This window comes from Streptomyces tritici (assembly GCF_048500665.1).
GTDB classification, from domain to species: domain Bacteria; phylum Actinomycetota; class Actinomycetes; order Streptomycetales; family Streptomycetaceae; genus Streptomyces; species Streptomyces tritici.
In genome coordinates this window covers 5,903,461-5,921,838 of sequence record NZ_CP183183.1, presented here as the reverse complement: position 1 = coordinate 5,921,838, position 18,378 = coordinate 5,903,461, and the positions used below count along the sequence as shown (strand labels likewise).

General features: G+C 73.5%; 17 protein-coding genes. 4 read left to right on the top strand and 13 right to left on the bottom strand.

Annotation, left to right across the window (positions count from 1 at the left end):
* Positions 1-42 precede the first annotated feature (42 nt).
* The 6 genes from ACNJ93_RS27150 to ACNJ93_RS27125 all read right to left on the bottom strand — a co-directional run bounded on the left by ACNJ93_RS27150 (position 43) and on the right by ACNJ93_RS27125 (position 7,748).
* Positions 43-453 carry a hypothetical protein gene (locus ACNJ93_RS27150; RefSeq protein WP_418960079.1) on the bottom strand — a complete coding sequence of 137 codons (411 nt, stop codon included), beginning with the start codon at positions 451-453 and terminating at the stop codon, positions 43-45.
* Positions 453-2,090, bottom strand: coding sequence for a ribosomal protection-like ABC-F family protein (abc-f, locus tag ACNJ93_RS27145; RefSeq protein ID WP_418960078.1), 1,638 nt, complete (start codon positions 2,088-2,090; stop codon positions 453-455). The genes ACNJ93_RS27150 and abc-f overlap by 1 nt, the downstream gene beginning before the upstream one ends.
* 166 nt (positions 2,091-2,256) lie before the next feature.
* On the bottom strand, positions 2,257-2,559 hold the full coding sequence (locus tag ACNJ93_RS27140) for a hypothetical protein (RefSeq protein ID WP_418960077.1): 303 nt from the start codon (positions 2,557-2,559) through the stop codon (positions 2,257-2,259).
* Positions 2,560-2,646: 87 nt separating this feature from the next.
* Positions 2,647-4,365 carry a BCCT family transporter gene (locus ACNJ93_RS27135; protein WP_418960076.1) on the bottom strand — a complete coding sequence of 573 codons (1,719 nt, stop codon included), beginning with the start codon at positions 4,363-4,365 and terminating at the stop codon, positions 2,647-2,649.
* Between the two features lie 84 nt (positions 4,366-4,449).
* On the bottom strand, positions 4,450-5,745 hold the full coding sequence (locus ACNJ93_RS27130; protein WP_418960075.1) for a M14 family metallopeptidase: 1,296 nt from the start codon (positions 5,743-5,745) through the stop codon (positions 4,450-4,452).
* Positions 5,742-7,748 (bottom strand): Xaa-Pro dipeptidyl-peptidase, encoded by a 2,007-nt coding sequence (locus ACNJ93_RS27125; protein WP_418960074.1) that lies wholly within the window; start codon positions 7,746-7,748, stop codon positions 5,742-5,744. The genes ACNJ93_RS27130 and ACNJ93_RS27125 overlap by 4 nt, the downstream gene beginning before the upstream one ends.
* A gap of 196 nt (positions 7,749-7,944) precedes the next feature.
* Here ACNJ93_RS27125 and ACNJ93_RS27120 point away from each other — a divergent pair, with 196 nt between their 5' ends.
* Positions 7,945-9,525 carry a M1 family metallopeptidase gene (locus ACNJ93_RS27120; RefSeq protein ID WP_418960073.1) on the top strand — a complete coding sequence of 527 codons (1,581 nt, stop codon included), beginning with the start codon at positions 7,945-7,947 and terminating at the stop codon, positions 9,523-9,525.
* Between the two features lie 60 nt (positions 9,526-9,585).
* Here ACNJ93_RS27120 and ACNJ93_RS27115 read toward each other — a convergent pair whose 3' ends face one another.
* A complete protein-coding gene (locus ACNJ93_RS27115) occupies positions 9,586-10,521 on the bottom strand; it encodes an oxygenase MpaB family protein (protein ID WP_418960072.1) in 936 nt (311 codons plus the stop codon).
* Positions 10,522-10,667: 146 nt separating this feature from the next.
* The gene (locus ACNJ93_RS27110; protein ID WP_418960071.1) at positions 10,668-11,156 is read right to left on the bottom strand and encodes a hypothetical protein; all 489 of its coding nucleotides are present in this window, start codon (positions 11,154-11,156) and stop codon (positions 10,668-10,670) included.
* Between the two features lie 243 nt (positions 11,157-11,399).
* Here ACNJ93_RS27110 and sph point away from each other — a divergent pair, with 243 nt between their 5' ends.
* Both sph and ACNJ93_RS27100 read left to right on the top strand, forming a co-directional pair.
* Positions 11,400-12,389, top strand: a complete 990-nt coding sequence (sph, locus tag ACNJ93_RS27105) for a sphingomyelin phosphodiesterase (protein WP_418960070.1) — start codon at positions 11,400-11,402, stop codon at positions 12,387-12,389.
* 101 nt (positions 12,390-12,490) lie between these two features.
* Positions 12,491-12,871 carry a hypothetical protein gene (locus ACNJ93_RS27100; protein WP_418960069.1) on the top strand — a complete coding sequence of 127 codons (381 nt, stop codon included), beginning with the start codon at positions 12,491-12,493 and terminating at the stop codon, positions 12,869-12,871.
* Here the strand turns inward: ACNJ93_RS27100 and ACNJ93_RS27095 are convergent.
* Entirely contained in the window at positions 12,868-13,353 is a 486-nt protein-coding gene (locus tag ACNJ93_RS27095) for a hypothetical protein (protein WP_418960068.1), read from the bottom strand. The two genes, ACNJ93_RS27100 and ACNJ93_RS27095, sit on opposite strands and share 4 nt — an antisense overlap.
* 76 nt (positions 13,354-13,429) lie before the next feature.
* Positions 13,430-13,912, bottom strand: coding sequence for a macro domain-containing protein (locus tag ACNJ93_RS27090; RefSeq protein WP_418960067.1), 483 nt, complete (start codon positions 13,910-13,912; stop codon positions 13,430-13,432).
* Between the two features lie 106 nt (positions 13,913-14,018).
* Here ACNJ93_RS27090 and ACNJ93_RS27085 point away from each other — a divergent pair, with 106 nt between their 5' ends.
* On the top strand, positions 14,019-14,777 hold the full coding sequence (locus ACNJ93_RS27085; RefSeq protein WP_418960066.1) for a MerR family transcriptional regulator: 759 nt from the start codon (positions 14,019-14,021) through the stop codon (positions 14,775-14,777).
* A 12-nt stretch (positions 14,778-14,789) separates the two neighbouring features.
* Here the strand turns inward: ACNJ93_RS27085 and ACNJ93_RS27080 are convergent, their stop codons facing one another.
* The 3 genes from ACNJ93_RS27080 to ACNJ93_RS27070 all read right to left on the bottom strand — a co-directional run bounded on the left by ACNJ93_RS27080 (position 14,790) and on the right by ACNJ93_RS27070 (position 18,345).
* On the bottom strand, positions 14,790-15,650 hold the full coding sequence (locus ACNJ93_RS27080) for a hypothetical protein (RefSeq protein WP_418960065.1): 861 nt from the start codon (positions 15,648-15,650) through the stop codon (positions 14,790-14,792).
* Complete coding sequence (locus ACNJ93_RS27075) at positions 15,647-16,027, bottom strand: hypothetical protein (protein WP_418960064.1); 381 nt, start codon at positions 16,025-16,027, stop codon at positions 15,647-15,649. Before ACNJ93_RS27075 ends, ACNJ93_RS27080 begins: the two co-directional genes overlap by 4 nt.
* Positions 16,028-16,164: 137 nt before the next feature.
* Positions 16,165-18,345 carry a 3-hydroxyacyl-CoA dehydrogenase NAD-binding domain-containing protein gene (locus ACNJ93_RS27070; protein ID WP_418960063.1) on the bottom strand — a complete coding sequence of 727 codons (2,181 nt, stop codon included), beginning with the start codon at positions 18,343-18,345 and terminating at the stop codon, positions 16,165-16,167.
* Between the last annotated feature and the right edge of the window lie 33 nt (positions 18,346-18,378).

The window sequence follows — 18,378 nt, the reverse complement described above, 5'->3', positions numbered from 1 at the left end:
CCACCTCGCGGCCGGGCCCGTCGGCGTACGCGACGCCGGTGTCTATCCCGCGAAGCGGAGGGCCCAGTCGGCGGAGCCGGCCACCGCCGGGTCCTCGTCCTTCAGCAGGGGCTGGAGCAGGGCGCGTGCGCGGTCCGGCTCGGCGGCCACCAGGCCGGCGATCTCGGTCCCCAGGCCGTCCTGGTCGTCGCCGAGGTCGACCGCCGAGGCGCGGACCAGCACCGGCAGGGTGTCCGTGCCGCCGAGCGCGCCGATCATGCCGCCCAGCACCTCGCGGGCGTAGTAGTTCCCCGCGTTCAGGGCGTGGGTGAGGGCCGCTTCGAGGGCGGGCAGCAGCGTCTCGTCGCCCGTCTCCGTGATCTCGTCGGCCAGGTCGATCGTCTCGTCCACGTCCGCCTCGAGATCGTCGAGCATCCCGACCAGCCGGTCGATCCTCGGGTCCGTCGCGTTCATCAGTGCTCGATCACCTTTCCGGCCGCGACCTCGAGGCGGCGCGTCGTGCGGACGGCGTCCAGCATCCGGCGGTCGTGGGTGACCAGGAGCAGGGTGCCGCTGTACGAGTCCAGGGCGGACTCGAGCTGTTCGATGGCCGGCAGGTCCAGGTGGTTCGTCGGCTCGTCGAGGACCAGCAGGTTCACCCCCCGGCCCTGGAGCAGGGCGAGGGCGGCGCGGGTCCGCTCGCCCGGGGAGAGCGTGGTGGCCGGGCGCAGGACGTGCTCGGCCTTGAGGCCGAACTTCGCGAGCAGGGTGCGCACCTCGGCGGGCTCGGTCTCCGGCACGGCCGCGCAGAACGCGTCGAGCAGGGACTCCGAACCGTGGAAGAGCGCCCGCGCCTGGTCGACCTCGCCGACCACGACGCCCGAACCCAGCGACGCCGCGCCGGAGTCCAGCGGGAGCCGGCCGAGGAGCGCGGCGAGCAGGGTCGACTTGCCGGATCCGTTCGCGCCGGTGATCGCGACCCGGTCCGCCCAGTCGACCTGGAGCGACGCCGGCCCGAAGCGGAAGTCGCCGCGGCGGACCTCGGCCTCGCGGAGCGTCGCCACGACGGAACCGGAGCGGGGCGCGGCGGCGATCTCCATCCGCAGCTCCCACTCCTTGCGGGGCTCCTCCACGACGTCCAGGCGCTCGATGGCGCGCTGCGTCTGGCGGGCCTTGGCGGCCTGCTTCTCGCTGGCCTCGCTGCGGAACTTGCGGCCGATCTTGTCGTTGTCGGTGGCCTTGCGACGGGCGTTCTTGACGCCCTTGTCCATCCAGGACCGCTGCATCTGCGCGCGGCCCTCCAGGGCGGACCTCTTGTCCGCGTACTCCTCGTACTCCTCGCGGGCGTGCCGGCGCGCGGTCTCCCGCTCCTCCAGGTACGCCTCGTAGCCGCCGCCGTAGAGCGTGATCCGCTGCTGCGCGAGGTCGAGTTCGAGGACCTTGGTGACGGTGCGGGCGAGGAACTCGCGGTCGTGGCTGATCACGACGGTGCCGGCGCGCAGGCCCCGTACGAAGGACTCCAGCCGCTCCAGGCCGTCGAGGTCCAGGTCGTTGGTCGGCTCGTCGAGGAGGAAGACGTCGTACCGGGACAGGAGCAGCGAGGCGAGGCCGGCGCGGGCGGCCTGGCCGCCGGAGAGCGAGGTCATCGGCTGGTCGAGCCCGACGGTGAGTCCGAGCGACTCGGCGACCTCCTCCGCGCGCTCGTCGAGGTCGGCGCCGCCGAGGTCCAGCCAGCGCTCCAGGCTCACCGCGTACGCGTCGTCCGCGCCGGGCACGCCGTCGGCGAGGCCCTGCGCGGCGTCGTCCATGGCGGTCTGCGCGGCGGCGACGCCGGTGCGGCGGGCGAGGAAGTCCCGCACGGTCTCCCCCGGCCGCCGCTCCGGCTCCTGCGGGAGGTGACCGACGGTCGCGGTCGGCGGCGAGAGCGTCACCCCGCCGTCCTCGGGCGTGTCGAGGCCGGCGAGCAGGCGCAGCAGCGTGGACTTCCCGGCTCCGTTGACGCCGACGAGGCCGATCACGTCGCCGGTTCCGACGACGAGGTCGAGTCCGGTGAACAGGGAGCGCTCGCCGTGGCCGGCGGCGAGGTTCTTGGCGACGAGGGTTGCAGTCATCAGATGAGGAATCCTAGGTCACCCCGCGCTCCGTGCGCGGTCCCGGGCTCCGGAGACGGGTCCGGGCTCCGTACGCGGTCCCGGACTCCGTACGCGGCCGCCCGCCCCGTACGGAGACGGGACGGGCGGCGGGGCGGTACGGGGTGGTACGCGGCGGTGCGGCGTCCTACCAGCGCGGCTTGGACAGGTCGCGGTCCCCGTCGATACAGGCCCTCATCAGGCGCTCGGTCCCGTCGGCCGTCGCGCGGGCCTTGGTGGCGGCGGCGCGCTTGCCGGCCCGGTCCAGCTCCGCGGCCTCGGCGCGCAGCCGCCGGATGTCGGCCTGCATCTGCGGGATGTCACAGGTGACCCTGCCGACGGTGTCGAGGCGCTCGGTGCGCACCGAGGACGCGGTGAGGCGGTCCGTGCCGATCAGCACGGTGCCGGCCACGAGCGTGGACACGGCGAAGGTCGTCAGAAAGCGACGCATGGGTGGTGCTCCAACTTCCGGGTCCCCCGGACCCGTTACGGTGTGGTCAATACCGATCGGTAACTCTAACTCATCGTGATCATGGGCTCAGCGCAGCTCGCTGGAGCCGCCCGGACCGATGCGCAGCTCGAAGTCCCCGTCGTACTTCTCGTGTCCGGCGATCACCGCGAGCTCCACCACCTCGACGCCGACTTCGCCCCGGACGATCAGCGGGTCCTTGCGCAGGTCACGCATCAGGGCGACGCACATGCCGATCATCACCAGCGCGAACGGCGCGGCGACGAGGATGGTCAGGTTCTGCAGTCCGGCGAGCGCGTCGCCCTGCCCGTCGCCGATGAGCAGCATGATCGCGGCCACCGCGCCCGTCACCACGCCCCAGAAGACGACGACCGGCCGGGTCGGCTCGAAGGAGCCGCGCTGGGAGAGGGTGCCCATGACGATCGACGCCGCGTCCGCGCCGGAGACGAAGAAGATCCCGACGAGCACCATCACCAGCAGGCTCATCACCGTCGGGAGGGGGAACTGCTGGAGCAGGCCGAACAGTTGCCCCTCGGGGGTGTCCTCCTGGGCCAGCGCCCCGCTCTCCCGCAGCTTCATCGCCGAGCCGCCGAACACGGCGAACCAGACCAGGCTGACGGCGCTGGGCACGAGGATGACGCCGCCGACGAACTGGCGGATGGTCCGGCCGCGGCTGATGCGCGCGATGAACATGCCGACGAACGGCGTCCAGGAGATCCACCAGGCCCAGTAGAAGACCGTCCAGCTGCCCAGCCAGTCCGCCACGTTCTCGCCGCCGGCCGCCTCGGAGCGGCCGGCGAGCTGCGGCAGGCCGTCGAGGTACGCCCCGAGGGAGGTGGGCAGCAGGTCGAGCACGACGATGGTCGGCCCGGCGACGAAGACGAACACGGCGAGCAGCACCGCCAGCACCATGTTGGTGTTGGAGAGCCACTGGATGCCCTTCTCCACGCCGGAGACCGCGGAGAGCACGAAACCCACGGTCAGGGTGGCGATGACGGCGACGAGGAGCCCGGTGCTCACCTTCTCCATCCAGCCCAGCTCCTGGACGCCGCTGCCGATCTGCAGCGCGCCGAGGCCGAGCGAGGCGGCGGAGCCGAAGAGGGTGGCGAAGATGGCCAGGATGTCGATGATCCGGCCGCTCGCGCCGTACGCGTGCCGTTCGCCGATCAGCGGGACGAACACGGCGCTGATGGTCTGCCGGCGGCGGCGCCGGAAGGTGGAGTACGCGATGGCCAGGCCCACCACGGCGTAGATCGCCCAGGGGTGCAGGGTCCAGTGGAACAGGGTGGTGGCCATCGCGGTCTGCATCCGCTCGGCGGAGTCGGCGGGGTGGGTGCCGGGCGGCGGGGTGCCGTAGTGCGCGAGCGGTTCGCTGACTCCGTAGAACATCAGGCCGATGCCCATGCCGGCGCTGAACATCATGGCGATCCAGGACACCGTGCGGAACTCGGGCCCCTCGGTCTCCTGGCCGAGGGTGATCCGGCCGTACCGGCTGATCGCCAGCCACAGGGCGAAGACCACGAACCCGGAGGCCGCGAGCATGAACGCCCAGCCGCCGTTGTGGATCAGTCCGGTGAGCAGGGTGGTGGAGACGTCCTCCAGGCTCTCCGTGGCGATCGCGCCCCAGAGCACGAAGGCGACGGTGAGCACCGCGGTGACCCCGAACACGATCCGGTCGGTGCGGGCGCGGTGGTGGTGCTCGGGACCGGCGGGGAGGTCCGCCGTCACCGGCAGTCCTCCCCGCTCTCCCTCCGGGGACCGCGGCGGTCCCGGCTGATCGTCCGTCACGAAGGGGCACCTTTCGCAGGGGTTGCGGAGCGCGAAATTCCGCGCTCCGTAACGCCTAGCACACGCGGTGCCGGACTCCCGGTATCAACAGGCGTCGACCGCCTGGCCCGTGGCGATCCGGTAGGCCGCCCGCGGGTCGAGCAGCAGCGGGACGAGCGCCCGTTGCGACTGCCGCAGCGGGACGTACGCGCCGTCGCCCGAGGTGCGGACGGTCAGTCCGTGCAGCGCCAGTTCGTCGCCGGCCTGCGCGTACTGCGCCGGGTCGAGGCGGTAGCCGCACGGCGGGTCCGGCAGGATCTCGCCCGGTTCCGCCGGATCGTTGTCGGTGCCGCCGAGATACACCGGGCCGCGGTCCGCGAGGCCGGCCAGCCGGGCGGCGGAGGTGGCCGCCTCGATCGCGCCGCGCCGCTCGTCGACGTACGCGAACGCGCCGTCGAGCGCGGCGAGCTGGCTCGCCACCCGGCGGCGGTGGTTGAGCGCCGGGTCCGTCCGCTCGGCCTCGGTCAGGGGTCCGACGCGGGTCTCCACCAGCAGTCCGACGGCGTGCTTGATGCCGGCGGTGTTGCGCAGGATGCGTTCCTGTCCGTCGCCGGCGACCTGCCGGATCGTCTCCCCAGTGTGCGGATCGGTCCACAGTCCGTAGACGCCGGTGCTGTACCCGGCCGCGCCGGCGGCGGGCCGGACGTACCGCTCGGAGAGGGTGTGCGCCTCGTCGTGGACGTGCGGGTCGGTGTTGAGGTTGCGCGGCCACAGGGCGAGCAGGTCCTTGTCGTAGTACGGCGAGGTGCCGCCGTACTCGTGCAGGTCGTAGATCACGTCCGGCCGGCGGTCGCGGATCACGGCGGCCAGCGCCCGGGCCTCGGCGGTCCGCAGGGCGAGGTGGTCGCGGTTGACGTCGACGCCGTCGGCGTTGCCGCGGGTGTCGGCGGCCCGGCCGTCGGGGTTGGCGGTGGGGACGACGAGGACGGTGGTCCGGGCGAGGAAGCGCAGCGTCGCCGGGTCGGAGGCGTACGCGAGGTCCCGCACCGTGCCGAGGCACGCCTCGCGGCCGGAGGGTTCGTCGCCGTGCTGGCTGCAGATCAGCAGCACGGTGTTCGCGGCGTCGCCGCGGCCGACGGTGACGAGCCGGAGCGGCCGGCCCTGGCCGGTGGCGCCGATCGTGCGGGCGGAGACCCGGTCGCTGCCGCGGTCGACGGCGGCGAGGAAGTCCCGTTCCTCGGCCTCGGTGGTCCAGCGGGCTCCCCCGCTGGTCTCGAACCCCGTGCGCGGCGGCGCGGTGTCCGGCGCGTCGGCGGCCCGCGCGGGCGCGATGAGCAGCGAGCCGCCGAGCGCGGCGGCCGTCGCCGCGAGCAGGAGGCTTCGGGTCGTACGGGCGGTCATCGGGCGGCCCCTTCCGGGAGCGGGCGGTCGGCGCGCGGTCCGGCGACGCCGCGCAGCAGCGGCGCGTCGGGGGTCGCGCGGAGGGCGGGCGGGGCCCCGGCCGTCGCCTCCGCGAACGCCTCGGCCCCGCCGACCAGCGGCAGCCGGGCGGAGCTGCGGGCGAGGTCGAGCGTGACGGTCGGCGTGGTCGACGGGGGGTCGAGCAGGTCCCGGTCCGTACCGCCGATGATCAGCGCGAGCCGGTGACCGGCCGGGACGACGTGGTCGGCGGCGGCCAGCTTCAGGGTGAACGGGTACGCCCGGCCGGGCGTCAGGGGGCGTCCCTCCCCCGGGTCGGCCCAGGTGCCGAGGTCCGCCCAGCCGCGCGAGACGATCGTGTACTGGACCTGCGCGGTGCGGGCCCGGGTCTCCTTGAAGCAGGCGCTGTCGCCGGGCGTGCTCGCGCCCCAGCAGGTGCGCTCGGGAAGGGTGGTGATGCCCTCGCCGGCAGCGGCGTAGTCGCGGATGGTGTCCGGGCCGAGGTCGACGAGGACGGCCGACAGGTGCGCGCTGGTGGTGCTCGGGGTGGCGGTGACGGTCACCGTGGAGGGCCCGGACAGGCGCAGGTCGCGGCGGAGCGGGACGGTGACGAAGCCGGCCTTGGCGGGCGTCGGACGGTCGATCGCGGCAGCCCAGTCGGTCTCGCCGAGGGCCGGGTCGTCGGTGAAGGTCTCGGTGGCCCCGGCCGGGGCGGGGCCCGCTGTGAGGGTGCCGACGCCGGGTGCGGCGCCGGTGCCGGGGCGCAGGGTGGTCGCGGCGGCGGCGCGCGGCGGCCAGACGCGGTCGGTGGTCCACCGGTCGGGGGCGCGTTCGATGTCGGCCATGGGCTCGCGGTCGATGCCGTTGTCGAGGCCGAGCAGTTCGTGGTCGAACCAGCGGTGCAGGGTGCGGACCCAGTCGGCGCGGCGGAAGTCGAACGGGTCGACGTGCCCGGTCCGGGAGAGCCAGATCTTGCGCTGGACGCCGTGGGCGGCGAGGGCGTCCCACCACTGACCGAACTGGCCGGCGCGGACGTTGAGGTCCTGCTGCCCGTGGACGACGAAGACGCTGGCCTTCACGCGGGAGGCGTCCGGGACGTGGTTCCGCTCGCTCCAGGCGCGGGTCCAGTCGCCGCTGTACGGGGTGCCGGCGGTGATCCGCTCCTGGACGGCGCCGCAACGCGCCCGCGCCTCGGGGCTGTTGACGTACCCGGAGAGCCAGCTCGGGTTGGCGTCGTAGAGCGGTGCGCCCTGGGAGTGGAAGTAGTCGTACCAGGACGAGATCGCGCCGATCGGCACGATGGTCCTCAGGCCCTCGACGCCGGTGGCGGCCACGCCGTTGGCGATGGTGCCGTCCCAGCTCTTGCCGATCATGCCGACGTCCCCGGTGGACCAGCGCGTGGCGTGGGCGCGTTCGCCGCCGGTGCGGGTGGTGTAGCCGCGGGCCCGGCCGTTGAGCCAGTCGATCACCGCCTTGGCGGACCGCACGTCGGAGCGGCCGCCGACGTCGTCGCAGCCGTCCGAGCGATTGGTTCCGGCCAGGTCGACGGCCACGAAGGCGTAGCCGCGGGGCACGAAGTAGTTGTCGTAGTACAGCGGGAACTGGACGGGGTTCCCGGCCTCGTCGTACGTCTTCTTCTGGCTCTCGTTGCCGCGCCCGCAGCAGGCGTAGTACGGGCTGGCGTCCATGATGACCGGGATCTTCCGCCCGGCCGCGGCGGGTTCGCGGGGCCTGATGATGTCGGCGGCGACGCGGTCGGTGCGGCCGTCGCCGTCGCCGTCGAGGCCGGTGTCCACCCAGACGGACTCGCGGACGGCGTCGGCGTACGAGTGGACGGGCCGCGACTCGCGGGCGTCCGGGGCGTCGGCGACGGCCCGGGCCGCGCCGGCGGGCACGACGAGGGAGGTCAGGAGGGCGGCGGCGGCCGTCGCGAGGGTGATGCGCGAGGAACGGGGTCTACGGGTGCTCCGGACACGTATCGGCATGGGCACGGAACGTACTCCCGTGAACTCCTGAGCAAAAGAGTGCGGTCATGTGCCGTCGTGTGCACGGTGGTTCATGACGGCCGAATGGCGATCGTGTGACGGGAGGGCCTGTGGACATGACGCCACCGAGGGGCGCTGAATAGTGTCGATAAGGACTGACGACCACTCACACGTCTTACAAGACAGGAGCTCTGGCGTGCATCGCAGACTTGTCGTTCCGAGCGCACTCGCGGCCTCCGCCCTGCTGGCGATCCCGGCATTCGCGGCGAGCTACGGGCCCGGCGCCCCGGGCATCGGCGACGCGTACTACCCGGCCAGCGGAAACGGGGGCTACGACGTCTCCCACTACGACCTGCGGCTCAAGTACCAGCCCGCCACCGACCTGTTGGAGGGCACGGCCACCCTCGTCGCCACCGCCACGCAGAACCTCTCCCGCTTCAACCTGGACCTCGGCCTGCGGGCGAGCGAGGTCCGGGTGAACGGCCGCAAGGCGGCCTTCGCCGCCTCGGGCGACCACGAGCTGGAGGTCACCCCGGCCACGCCGCTCGCGAAGAACACGCCGGTCACGGTGGTCGTGCGGTACGCGGGCAAGCCCTCCGAGCTGAAGATCGGCGGCTGGACGGCCTGGCACCGCACCCCCGACGGCGGTGTGGCCGCCCAGGAGCCGGACTCCGCGGTCTGGTGGTTCCCGTCCAACGACCACCCCCGCGACAAGGCCACCTTCGACGTGTCGGTCTCCGTCCCGGACGGCACCCAGGCCATCAGCAACGGCGTCCTGCAGTCGCAGTCCTCGCGGCTCGGCTGGACGCGCTACAACTGGCGCTCCAACAAGTCGCAGGCGACGTATCTGGCCACGCTGGCCGTCGGCAGGTTCGACATCACCACCGACAAGACCGCGAACGGCCTGCCGGTGCTCAACGCCTACAGCAAGGACCTCGGCGACAACGCGGGCGCGGCGCGCGCCTCGCTGGAGCGGACCACCGAGGTCGCGGAGTGGCTGGAGGGCGTCTTCGGCCCGTACCCGTTCAACGCGCTCGGCGGCTACGTGCCCAACGTGACCAGCGGCTACGCGCTGGAGACGCAGACCCGGCCGTTCTACAGCCCGCGGCAGTTCAACAACGGCGCCAACGTGTCCGTCGTCGTGCACGAGCTGGCGCACCAGTGGTACGGCGACAGCGTCTCCGTGGACGAGTGGAAGGACATCTGGATCAACGAGGGCTTCGCCCGGTACAGCCAGTGGCTGTGGTCCGAGAAGGAAGGCGAGGGCACGACGCAGGAGCTGGCGGACTACGCCTACGCGGTCCGGGCCGCCGAGGACCCGTTCTGGACGGTGAAGCCGGGCGACCCGGGTCCGGACAACCAGTTCCACATCGCCGTGTACGACCGGGGCGCGCTGGCCCTGCAGGCGCTGCGCAACGAGATCGGCGACGAGGACTTCTTCGCGATCCTGAAGGGCTGGCCGACCGAGCGGGCGCACGGCAACGCCAAGGTCGGGGACTTCGTCGCGTACGCGGAGCGGGTCTCGGGCAAGCCGCTCGCGGGGCTCTTCGACACGTGGCTCTACCAGCCGGTGAAGCCGGCGGCCGGCACGGACGGCATCGGCGCGGCGGGCGTGGGCGCCGAGGGCGCGCAGGCCCGGACGGCGGACGCCGGGGCGCGGACCGCCGCGCCGGCGCAGCCGAGGTCCTGGAAGAAGATCGCGGCGACGAACGGCGTCCACGAGCACGGCCACGAGCGGGACGGAGGCCGGGAGCAGGAGCACGGTCACGCCCGCTGACGGCGTGCGCCGGCGCGCCGGGACCGCTCGTGCCCGCGGTCCCGGCGCGCTGCGCGTGTCTCAGGCCGGCCGCCTGCGCGGGGTCGGGCTGCTCCGGGCCTGTCGCCGGGCTTCCCGGCGGGCCTGTCGCCGGGCGTCCCGGCGGGCGCGGCGCGCGAGGGGCAGGTAGCGCAGCCGCTCGGGCAGGACGGGCACGACGGCCCGGACCACACGGGCGAACCGCCGCAGCGCCCGTTCCTGCGCGTCGGTCCACTCCAGGCCGATCGCGGCGCGGGCCTCCGGCGGCATCAGGCCGACGGTGAGGAAGGCCCGTAGGCGCAGGAAGCGCGGCAGGATCACCGGCCACAGCAGGCGCAGCAGCATCCGGAGCGCCCGGGGACCGCGGTCGAGGGCGGGCAGCCGCGTGTCCGTGGCGGTCAGCTCACGGACGACGGCGTTGGCCTCCAGTTCCTCGTCGAGGATCCGCCGGTAGTACGGCCAGAACTCCTCGATCGTCGGGGGCATGTCCCGGTCCCGGAGGCCGAGGACCCGTCCGACCTGGAGCCACTCGGCGTACAGCTGCCGTTCCTGGGCCTCGGTGAGGGGCCGGGCGAGGTGGCGCAGGCCGTGGCGGTAGACGGGGAAGCCGGTGGCGTGGACCCAGGCGTAGGTCTCCGGGGCGAGCGCGCGGTACGGGCGGCCGCGGGTGTCGGTGCCCTGGATGCCGCGGTGCAGCCGCCGCAGCCGGCGGCCCTCCTCGGCGGCGGCCTCGCCGCCGTACACCCAGAGCTGGAGGGAGCGCAGCGAGCGCTCGCCGCGGCCCCAGGGGTCGGTGCGGAAGACGGAGTGCTCGTCGACGCCGGCGCCGACGGCGGGGTGGGCGACCTGCAGGGTCAGGGCGGCGGGCAGCATCAGCAGCGCGCGGACGTCGCCGGCGACCGTCCACAGGACGCCGCCGGGCGGGGGCGGCGCGGGGTCGGCGGCGCGCGCCACGGCGGTCCTGTCGGTGTGGGTCATCGGGTTCCTCCGGGTCCGGTGCTCCCGTGGACGCCCCCGGTCCCAGGCTGCCACACGCCGGGAGGGGCGGGGGCCCGTGGCCCCCGCCCCTCCCGGTGCGGTGCTGTGTGTCGCGCGTGCGGCGCCCCGTGCGGGGCGGCGCGGTGTCAGGAACGCTCGGCGGCGACCGGCTCGCCGACGACCCGGCCGGCGAGGGTGCGGGCCCAGGTGTCGACCTCGGCGTTCAGCTCGCGCTCGGCGGCGGCGCGCTCCTCGGCGATGCGCTCGTGGCCGGCGGCCAGGATGGCGTCGCGCTCGCGGGCGCCCTCCTCGCGGGCGGCGGCGATGGCGGCGGCGCCCTCCTCCTGGGCGCGGGAGCGGATGCGCGCGGCCTCGTGGCGGGCCTCGGCGAGCTCGGCCTCGTACTGGGCGCGGACGTCGGCGGCCTCGGCGCGCAGGTCCTCGGCGTGCTCGTTGCCGCCGTCGATGGCCTTCTCACGCTCGGCGATGGTCTTGCTGATCTTCGGCAGGACGGCCTTCGCAAGGATCAGGAAGGTCAGGCCGAACAGCACGACACCGAGGATGAGCTCCACGGTGACGGGGTTGAGCGGACCGAGGTCGATGTCGAAGATCGTCGAGTTCTGCGCGAGGGTCATGCGCGCATCCTACCCGCTCCCTCAGGGGGCTCCGGCACCCCCTCGGAGGGCCCCCGCCGGCCCCTCCGCGCGCGCCCCGACAGCCCCTCGACGGGCGCCCCGGCGGCCCCTCGACCGGGAGAGTTGTCGTGTTCGTGTCGAGTCTGCAAGATTCCCGCCGTCCTGTGGCTACCGGAAGGTAACTGGGGCTGCTTTGATGTGCCGCGCCGTACCCGAATCCCCCCACACTCCACGGGAGTTCACGTGCCGCTCAGCCCGCTCCGCCGCGCCTGTGGCGCCGCCGTCTCGCTCGCCGTCGCCGCCGCGACCGTGGTCGCCGCCGCGCCGGCCGCCCCGGCCGCCGAGACCGCCGCGACGCCGAGCCTGAAGGTGCTCACGTACAACGTGTTCCTGTTCAGCAAGAGCCTGTACCCGAACTGGGGACAGGACCACCGGGCCGCCGCCATCCCGGCCGCGCCCTTCTTCCAGGGCAACGACGTGGTCGTGCTCCAGGAGGCCTTCGACAACTCCAGCTCGGACGCCCTGAAGGCCAAGGCCGCCGCCCGGTACCCGTACCAGACCCCCGTCATGGGCCGCAGCCGGACCGGCTGGGACGCGACCTCCGGCGCCTACTCCTCCACCACGCCGGAGGACGGCGGCGTGACGATCCTCAGCAAGTGGCCGATCGTCCGCAAGGAGCAGTACGTCTACAAGGACGCCTGCGGCGCGGACTGGTACTCCAACAAGGGCTTCGTCTACACGGTGCTCGACGTCAACGGCACGAAGGTGCACGTCGTCGGCACGCACGCGCAGTCCACCGACCCGGGCTGCTCGGCGGGCGAGGCGGCGCAGACGCGCAGCCGCCAGTTCAAGGCGATGGACGCCTTCCTGGACGCCAAGAACATCCCGGCGAACGAGCAGGTCGTCGTGGCCGGCGACCTGAACGTGGACTCCCGCACCCCGGAGTACGCGACGATGCTCGCCGACGCCGGCCTGGCGGGCGCGGACGCCCGCACCGGGCACCCGTACTCCTTCGACACGCAGGAGAACTCCATCGCGGCGGACCGCTACCCGACGGACCCGCGCGAGGACCTCGACTACGTGCTGCACCGCGCGGGTCACGCCCGTCCGGCCGGCTGGACCAACAACGTGATCCTCGAGAGCACCACGCCGTGGACGGTCTCCAGCTGGGGCACGACGTACACGTACGACAACCTGTCCGACCACTACCCGGTCGTGGCCTCCGGCAGCTGACCGGCATCACGCCCATGTGAGGGGGCCGGGGCCCGTGCGGGCTCCCGGCCCCTGGCGTACCTTCGGGACGCGCACCGCAGGGGTGACACCGGGGAGGGGTCATGGAGAACGGGTCCGTCGTCGAGTTCGAGGGCACCCTCGGGCGCACCCCCTTCCGGGTGCTGCGCACCGGCGACCGGCGCGAGCTGACCATCGGCGACCGGTCGGTCGTGCTCACTCCCGACACCCGGCTGCGGCACCGCAACCGCTGGGTGTGCATGGAGATACGGGTCACCGAGCCCGGCCGCCCGGACTTCGTGCACCGCTACAGCCTCGGGCTGCTCCAGTGGGCCGCCCTCCGCGAACCGGACTACCTCACGGCGGAGCTCGGCGACCCGGGCCTGGAGCTGGTGGCGGCGCTCGGCGGCACGACGGACTGGGTCACCATCGACGCCGGGGAGGACCGGGACCCGTCCGGCCCCGGCCCGTCGGACATGCCCTAGCCGTACAGGGTGTGGACGTACAGCGCGACGATCCCGGCGACGCACAGGAGGACCACCCAGGAGCCGAAGCTCGTGTGCCGGGCCTTCCTCGGGCGGGGGACGCGTGCCGCCCGCCCGGCACGCGGGGCCCGCTCGCGGCCGCCCCGGGAGGACTCGGCACTGCGCGGGCGCGGGACGCGCGGCTCGTCGGCGGCCGCGGTGACGTCCGCCAGCAGGCGGCGGCAGACGGCCGCCAGCTCCGTGGTGGGCGCGGTCAGGTCGACGACGACCTCGGAACGGGCCGGGGCGGTCGTGCCGCCGTCCAGGATGCGCCCGGCGCGCAGCAGGGCGCGGTCCTTGCCGCCGGTCGGCGCGAGGCTGATCCAGCGGCGGACGTGCTCCCCGCGGATCACGACGCCGCCGCCGCGCTCCCGGTAGACCGTGTGCTCCCGCCACAGGAGACCGGCCAACTCCCCCGCCGTCTCCTTCAGTTGCGCGTACATACCCCTCCTCGTCCCGCCCCCGGATTCGAACAGGCACGTGACTCTAGCGGCAGCCGCCGACAGCGCGCCGCGGGGGTCAGCCGCCGTGGTCGTAGACCGTCACGGCCACGCCCCGGGCGACGAGCCGCTCCTCGATCAGCGGCTCGACGCGCGACCACTTCCCGCCGGCCAGGCCGCAGCCGATCCGCGGCATGTGCACGGACGCGCCCAGCTCGACGGCCTGGTCGGCGAGCGCGGCCAGGGCGGTGTCGATGGCCTCGTACCGCACGGGGACGCCCGTGCTCCGGCCGGTCCGTATCCCCCGCTGCCCCACCATGTTGGCCACCCACAGATACGGCTCCACCTGCACGAACTGCACCGCGCCCAGTCCGAAGCCGTTCCCCGCCCGCTCCCGGTGCCACCGCCGGAACGCGGCCTCCGGCTCCCGCCAGCGCCGCGAGAGCGCGACGACGAAGCCCTTCCCCCAGCCGCCCAGGTCGTTGCAGACGTGCGCGATGATCCTGACGCCCTTGCCCTGCGGCGCGGTGGCGTCCCCCCGTACGTACGTGATCCCCGTCATGGCTCCACCGTACGGAGCCCCACCGACAACGCTCCCACGCTTTTACAACGTCGATGAGACAGCAATACTGTTTCACTCAAGGGCTACGGAGAGCGAGGCGCCTGGGATGGCTACCGGGACCGAGGGGCGGGCGGCGGGGCCGACGTACACCGTCGACGAGCTGGCGGCGCGGGCCGGGGTGACCGTGCGGACCGTGCGGTTCTACGGGACCCGCGGACTGCTGCCGCCGCCGGTGATCGGACCCCGGCGGGTCGGGCACTACGGGCCCGAGCACCTGTCCCGGCTCGCGCTGATCGAGGAGCTCCAGCAGCGGGGCATGACCCTGGCGGCCATCGAACGGTACCTGGAGCAGCTGCCGGCGGACCTGAGCGTCCAGGATCTGGCCATCCACCGGGCCCTCGTCGCTTCTTGGGCGCCGGAGTCCGCCGAGGAGGTCGACCGCGGCGAGCTGGAGCGCCGCGCCGGGCGGCAGTTGTCCGACGCGGACGTGGACCGGCTCGCCGCGATGGGCGTCCTCGACCCCGGCCCTGAGCCGGGCGCGTACCGGCTGGACGGGACGCTGCTGCGGCTCGGCGTCGAGCTGCTGGACGTGCCCATCCCGCACGAGACGATCCTCGCCTCCCGCACGGTGCTCCTGGACCACGCCCGCCAGGCCGCGCAGGAGCTGTCGCGGCTGTTCCGCGAGGAGGTGTGGAACCCGTACCGGGAGCGGGAGGGGGACGCCGACCACGTGGCCGCGATGAAGTCCCTCTCCGCGCACATGCAGCCCATCGTCGTCCAGGCGCTGGTCACGGCCTTCCAGCGCTCGTTGCGGGAGGAGCTGCGGTCGGCCTTCGGCGACGAGGGCCGAGGCCGCGAGAGCTGAGCCGGGGGACGGTCAGTCGAGCGGCTGCGGCCGGGTGCCGGGCGTCAGCCCGACCCAGACCGTATCGCTCTCCCGGATCACGTAGATCGGGTCCTCGTGCACGTTCCAGGTCAGCGGCACCACGTGGTACCGGCCGTCGCGTTCGAGCAGCAGGCGCAGGCCGGTGTACCGGTAACGGTGGAGCAGTCCTTCCGGCAGGGGCTCGGCCTTCACCTCGCCGGTCGGCAGGGCCAGCGGATGCCGGCTGAGCACGACCACGCCCGTCCAGTCGACGACATGCCGGGCACGGGCCGCCGCGTCACGCTGGGCTGTGTGGACGGTGAGCTGGGTCAGCCCCCAGAAGCCGAACAGCCCCGCCGCGAAGACCGGCAGGGCCCGGCGGCGGAACCCCTGGGGCCGGTGGCCCTCGGCGTCCCGGAACTGGCCGAGGAGCAGCCCGGCGGCCACGATCAGCGGCGCGACCCAGCCGTGGGGCTGGATCTCCGTCCACAGCGCCAGCAGCACGAGGCCGAGCACCACGACCGGGAGGCTCAGCCGGTGCGCCACGACCTCCGCCCGGGCGGGGGCCTGCGCACCCGCGCCGGACCGGGCCCGCAGCCGCGGGGCCGCCACCAGCAGGACGAGCACCCCGGCGGCGACGAGCACCTCCAGCTTGAGCATGTGCAGGCTCTGGGTGACGAGTTCGCCGAAGCCGAGGTCCAGCGCGCTGAGCGAGAGGTGGAAGTACGCGTAGTACGTGCTGGTGTACATCGCGCCGAGGTAGAACATCAGGGCGGCGATGAACGTCCCCTGCGCGATCACCGCCTTCAGGAGCCCGGTGGGGCTGCCGAGCTCGCTCCCCCGGGGCGGCTCGCCCTCCCGGGGTTCCGTCACGTGGGGTCGGCAGGCGGGTCCGTCTGACCGCCCGGTGTCTGCCCGCCGGGGTTCTGGGGCGGCGGCGTGGTGAGGGTCGGGGCGCTGGTCGGGCCTTGGGGCGTCTTCCTGCCGGTCGGCGGGGGCGCCACGGGCGGGACCGAGGGCGGACCGGTCGTCTGGTTCTGCTGCGGGTTGTACGGGTCTCCCGGCGGCGGCGCGGAGCTCGTCGTGACGGAAGGCGACGGGGACGGCGACGGCGACGGACCCGGGTCCCCCTCGTCGTCCCCGCACCCGGTGAGCACCGCCGCCGCGAGGGCGCCGAGCAGGGCGACCAGCGCGATCCGTGTCCGGCGGGCCGTGCCCGCCTGCTGTCCCCGTGCCGTGTCCTGCCGCATCCGCGACCTCCTTGATCGCCAGCGAGCGTAGGGGCCGGACGGGCGGAGTGCCCGGAGCCGCAGCGGCGGTTCCGGGCCCTCCGCCCGATCGGACGAGGCGGCGGGGGCCGGCCGGGTCGGTCCGTGGAGGCCGGGGGTCAGTCCGTGAAGGTCTCGCCCCGCTCCGCCTTCTCCACCAGTAGCGCCGGCGGCAGGAACCGGTCGCCGTACGTGGCGGCCAGCTCGCGGGCGCGGGCGACGAAGCCCGGCAGGCCGCCCTCGTAGCCGTTGATGTACTGGAGCACGCCACCCGTCCACGCCGGGAAGCCGATGCCCATGATGGAGCCGATGTTGGCGTCGGCGACCGAGGTGAGGACGCCCTCCTCCAGGCAGCGCACGGTGTCCAGCGCCTCCGAGAAGAGCATCCGCTCCTTCATGTCCTCGAAGGGGATCTCCGCCGCGTCCGGCTTGGCGAAGTGCTCGCGCAGCCCCGGCCACAGCGCGGTCCGCTTGCCGTTCTCGTCGTAGTCGTAGAAGCCGGCGCCGCCGCTGCGGCCGGTGCGGCCGAACTCGTCGACCATCCGGTCGATGACCGCGTCCGAGGGGTGCCCGGGCCAGGTGCCGCCCGCCTCCTCGATCGCCCGCCGCGTCTCGTTGCGGATCTTGCGGGGCAGGGTGAGGGTCAGCTCGTCCATCAGCGAGAGGACCTTCGCCGGGTAGCCGGCCTGCGCCGCCGCCTGCTCGACCGACGCGGGCTCGACGCCCTCGCCGACCATCGCGACGCCCTCGTTGATGAACTGGCCGATGACCCGGGAGGTGAAGAAGCCGCGCGAGTCGTTCACCACGATCGGGGTCTTCTTGATCTGCCGGACCAGGTCGAAGGCGCGCGCCAGCGCCTCGTCGCCGGTCCGCTCGCCCTTGATGATCTCGACGAGCGGCATCTTGTCGACGGGCGAGAAGAAGTGCAGGCCGATGAAGTCGGCCGGGCGGGCCACGCCCTCGGCGAGCGCGGTGATCGGCAGCGTCGAGGTGTTGGAGCAGAGCAGCGCGTCCGGCTCGACGAGGTCCTGGATCTCCTGGAAGACCTTGTGCTTGAGCTCCGGGTTCTCGAAGACCGCCTCGATCACCGCGTCGCAGCCGGCCACGTCGGCCGGGTCGGCGGTGGGGGTGATCAGGGCCAGCAGCGCGTCGGCCTTCTCCTGGGTGGTGCGGCCGCGCGAGACGGCCTTGGCGCAGAGCTGCTCCGAGTACGCCTTGCCCTTCGCCGCGGCCTCGGCGCTGACGTCCTTGAGGACGACCTCGATGCCGGCGCGGGCGCAGGAGTACGCGATGCCGGCGCCCATCATGCCCGCGCCGAGGACGGCGACCTTGCGGACGGTGCGCGGCTCGACGCCCTGGGGGCGGCTGGCGCCGGAGTTGACGGCCTGGAGGTCGAAGAAGAACGCCTGGATCATGTTCTTCGCCGTCTGGCCGGTGACCAGCTCGGTGAAGTAGCGGGACTCGATGGTCAGCGCGGTCTCGAAGTCCACCTGCGAGCCCTCGACGGCCGCGGCGAGGATGTTCCGCGGGGCCGGGTACGGCGCGCCGTTCAGCTGCTTCTTCAGGTTGGCGGGGAAGGCCGGCAGGTTGGCGGCGAAGCGCGGGTTGGACGGGGTGCCGCCGGGGATCTTGTAGCCGGGGACGTCCCAGGGCTGCTTCGACTCGGGGTTGGCGTCGATGAAGGCGCGGGCCTTGGCGAGCATCTCCTCGGGGGTGGCGGCCAGTTCGTGGACGAGGCCGTTCTCCAGGGCGCGCTTCGGGGTGTACTGGGTGCCCTGGACGAGCACCTTGAGCAGCGCGTCGGCGATGCCCATGAGGCGGACGGTACGGGCGACGCCGCCGCCGCCCGGGAGCAGGCCGAGGGTGACCTCGGGCAGGCCGATCTTGGAGCCGGGCGCGTCGAGGGCGACGCGGTGGTGGCTGGCCAGGGCGATCTCGTAACCGCCGCCCAGGGCCGCGCCGTTGATGGCGGCGACGACGGGCTTGCCGAGGGTCTCGATGCGGCGCAGCGAGCGCTTGATGCCCATGGCGGCGTCGAAGATCTGCTGGGCGTCCTCGGGGCCGGCCTTGACCATGTCCTTGAGGTCGCCGCCGGCGAAGAAGGTCTTCTTGGCGGAGGTGTAGATGATGCCGCGGATCGCGTCCTGCTCGGCCTCGGCGCGGTCGGCGATCGCGGCGATGGAGTCCTTGAACGCCTGGTTCATGGTGTTCGCGGACTGGTCGGGGTCGTCGAGGACGAGGGTGACGATCCCGGTCTCGTCCTGTTCCCAGCGGATGGTGGTGCTCGGCTTGGCGGTCATTGCTGCTTCTCCGTAAGGGGGGTTCGAACAGGG

Bases quoted from the DNA above. Each gene is read 5' to 3' on its own strand.
- ACNJ93_RS27150 (WP_418960079.1), bottom strand. From the start codon at position 453: ATGAACGCGACGGACCCGAGGATCGACCGGCTGGTCGGGATGCTCGAC.
- abc-f (WP_418960078.1), bottom strand. From the start codon at position 2,090: ATGACTGCAACCCTCGTCGCCAAGAACCTCGCCGCCGGCCACGGCGAG.
- ACNJ93_RS27140 (WP_418960077.1), bottom strand. From the start codon at position 2,559: ATGCGTCGCTTTCTGACGACCTTCGCCGTGTCCACGCTCGTGGCCGGC.
- ACNJ93_RS27130 (WP_418960075.1), bottom strand. From the start codon at position 5,745: ATGACCGCCCGTACGACCCGAAGCCTCCTGCTCGCGGCGACGGCCGCC.
- ACNJ93_RS27125 (WP_418960074.1), bottom strand. From the start codon at position 7,748: ATGCCGATACGTGTCCGGAGCACCCGTAGACCCCGTTCCTCGCGCATC.
- ACNJ93_RS27115 (WP_418960072.1), bottom strand. From the start codon at position 10,521: ATGACCCACACCGACAGGACCGCCGTGGCGCGCGCCGCCGACCCCGCG.
- ACNJ93_RS27110 (WP_418960071.1), bottom strand. From the start codon at position 11,156: ATGACCCTCGCGCAGAACTCGACGATCTTCGACATCGACCTCGGTCCG.
- ACNJ93_RS27100 (WP_418960069.1), top strand. From the start codon at position 12,491: ATGGAGAACGGGTCCGTCGTCGAGTTCGAGGGCACCCTCGGGCGCACC.
- ACNJ93_RS27095 (WP_418960068.1), bottom strand. From the start codon at position 13,353: ATGTACGCGCAACTGAAGGAGACGGCGGGGGAGTTGGCCGGTCTCCTG.
- ACNJ93_RS27090 (WP_418960067.1), bottom strand. From the start codon at position 13,912: ATGACGGGGATCACGTACGTACGGGGGGACGCCACCGCGCCGCAGGGC.
- ACNJ93_RS27085 (WP_418960066.1), top strand. From the start codon at position 14,019: ATGGCTACCGGGACCGAGGGGCGGGCGGCGGGGCCGACGTACACCGTC.
- ACNJ93_RS27075 (WP_418960064.1), bottom strand. From the start codon at position 16,027: ATGCGGCAGGACACGGCACGGGGACAGCAGGCGGGCACGGCCCGCCGG.
- ACNJ93_RS27070 (WP_418960063.1), bottom strand. From the start codon at position 18,345: ATGACCGCCAAGCCGAGCACCACCATCCGCTGGGAACAGGACGAGACC.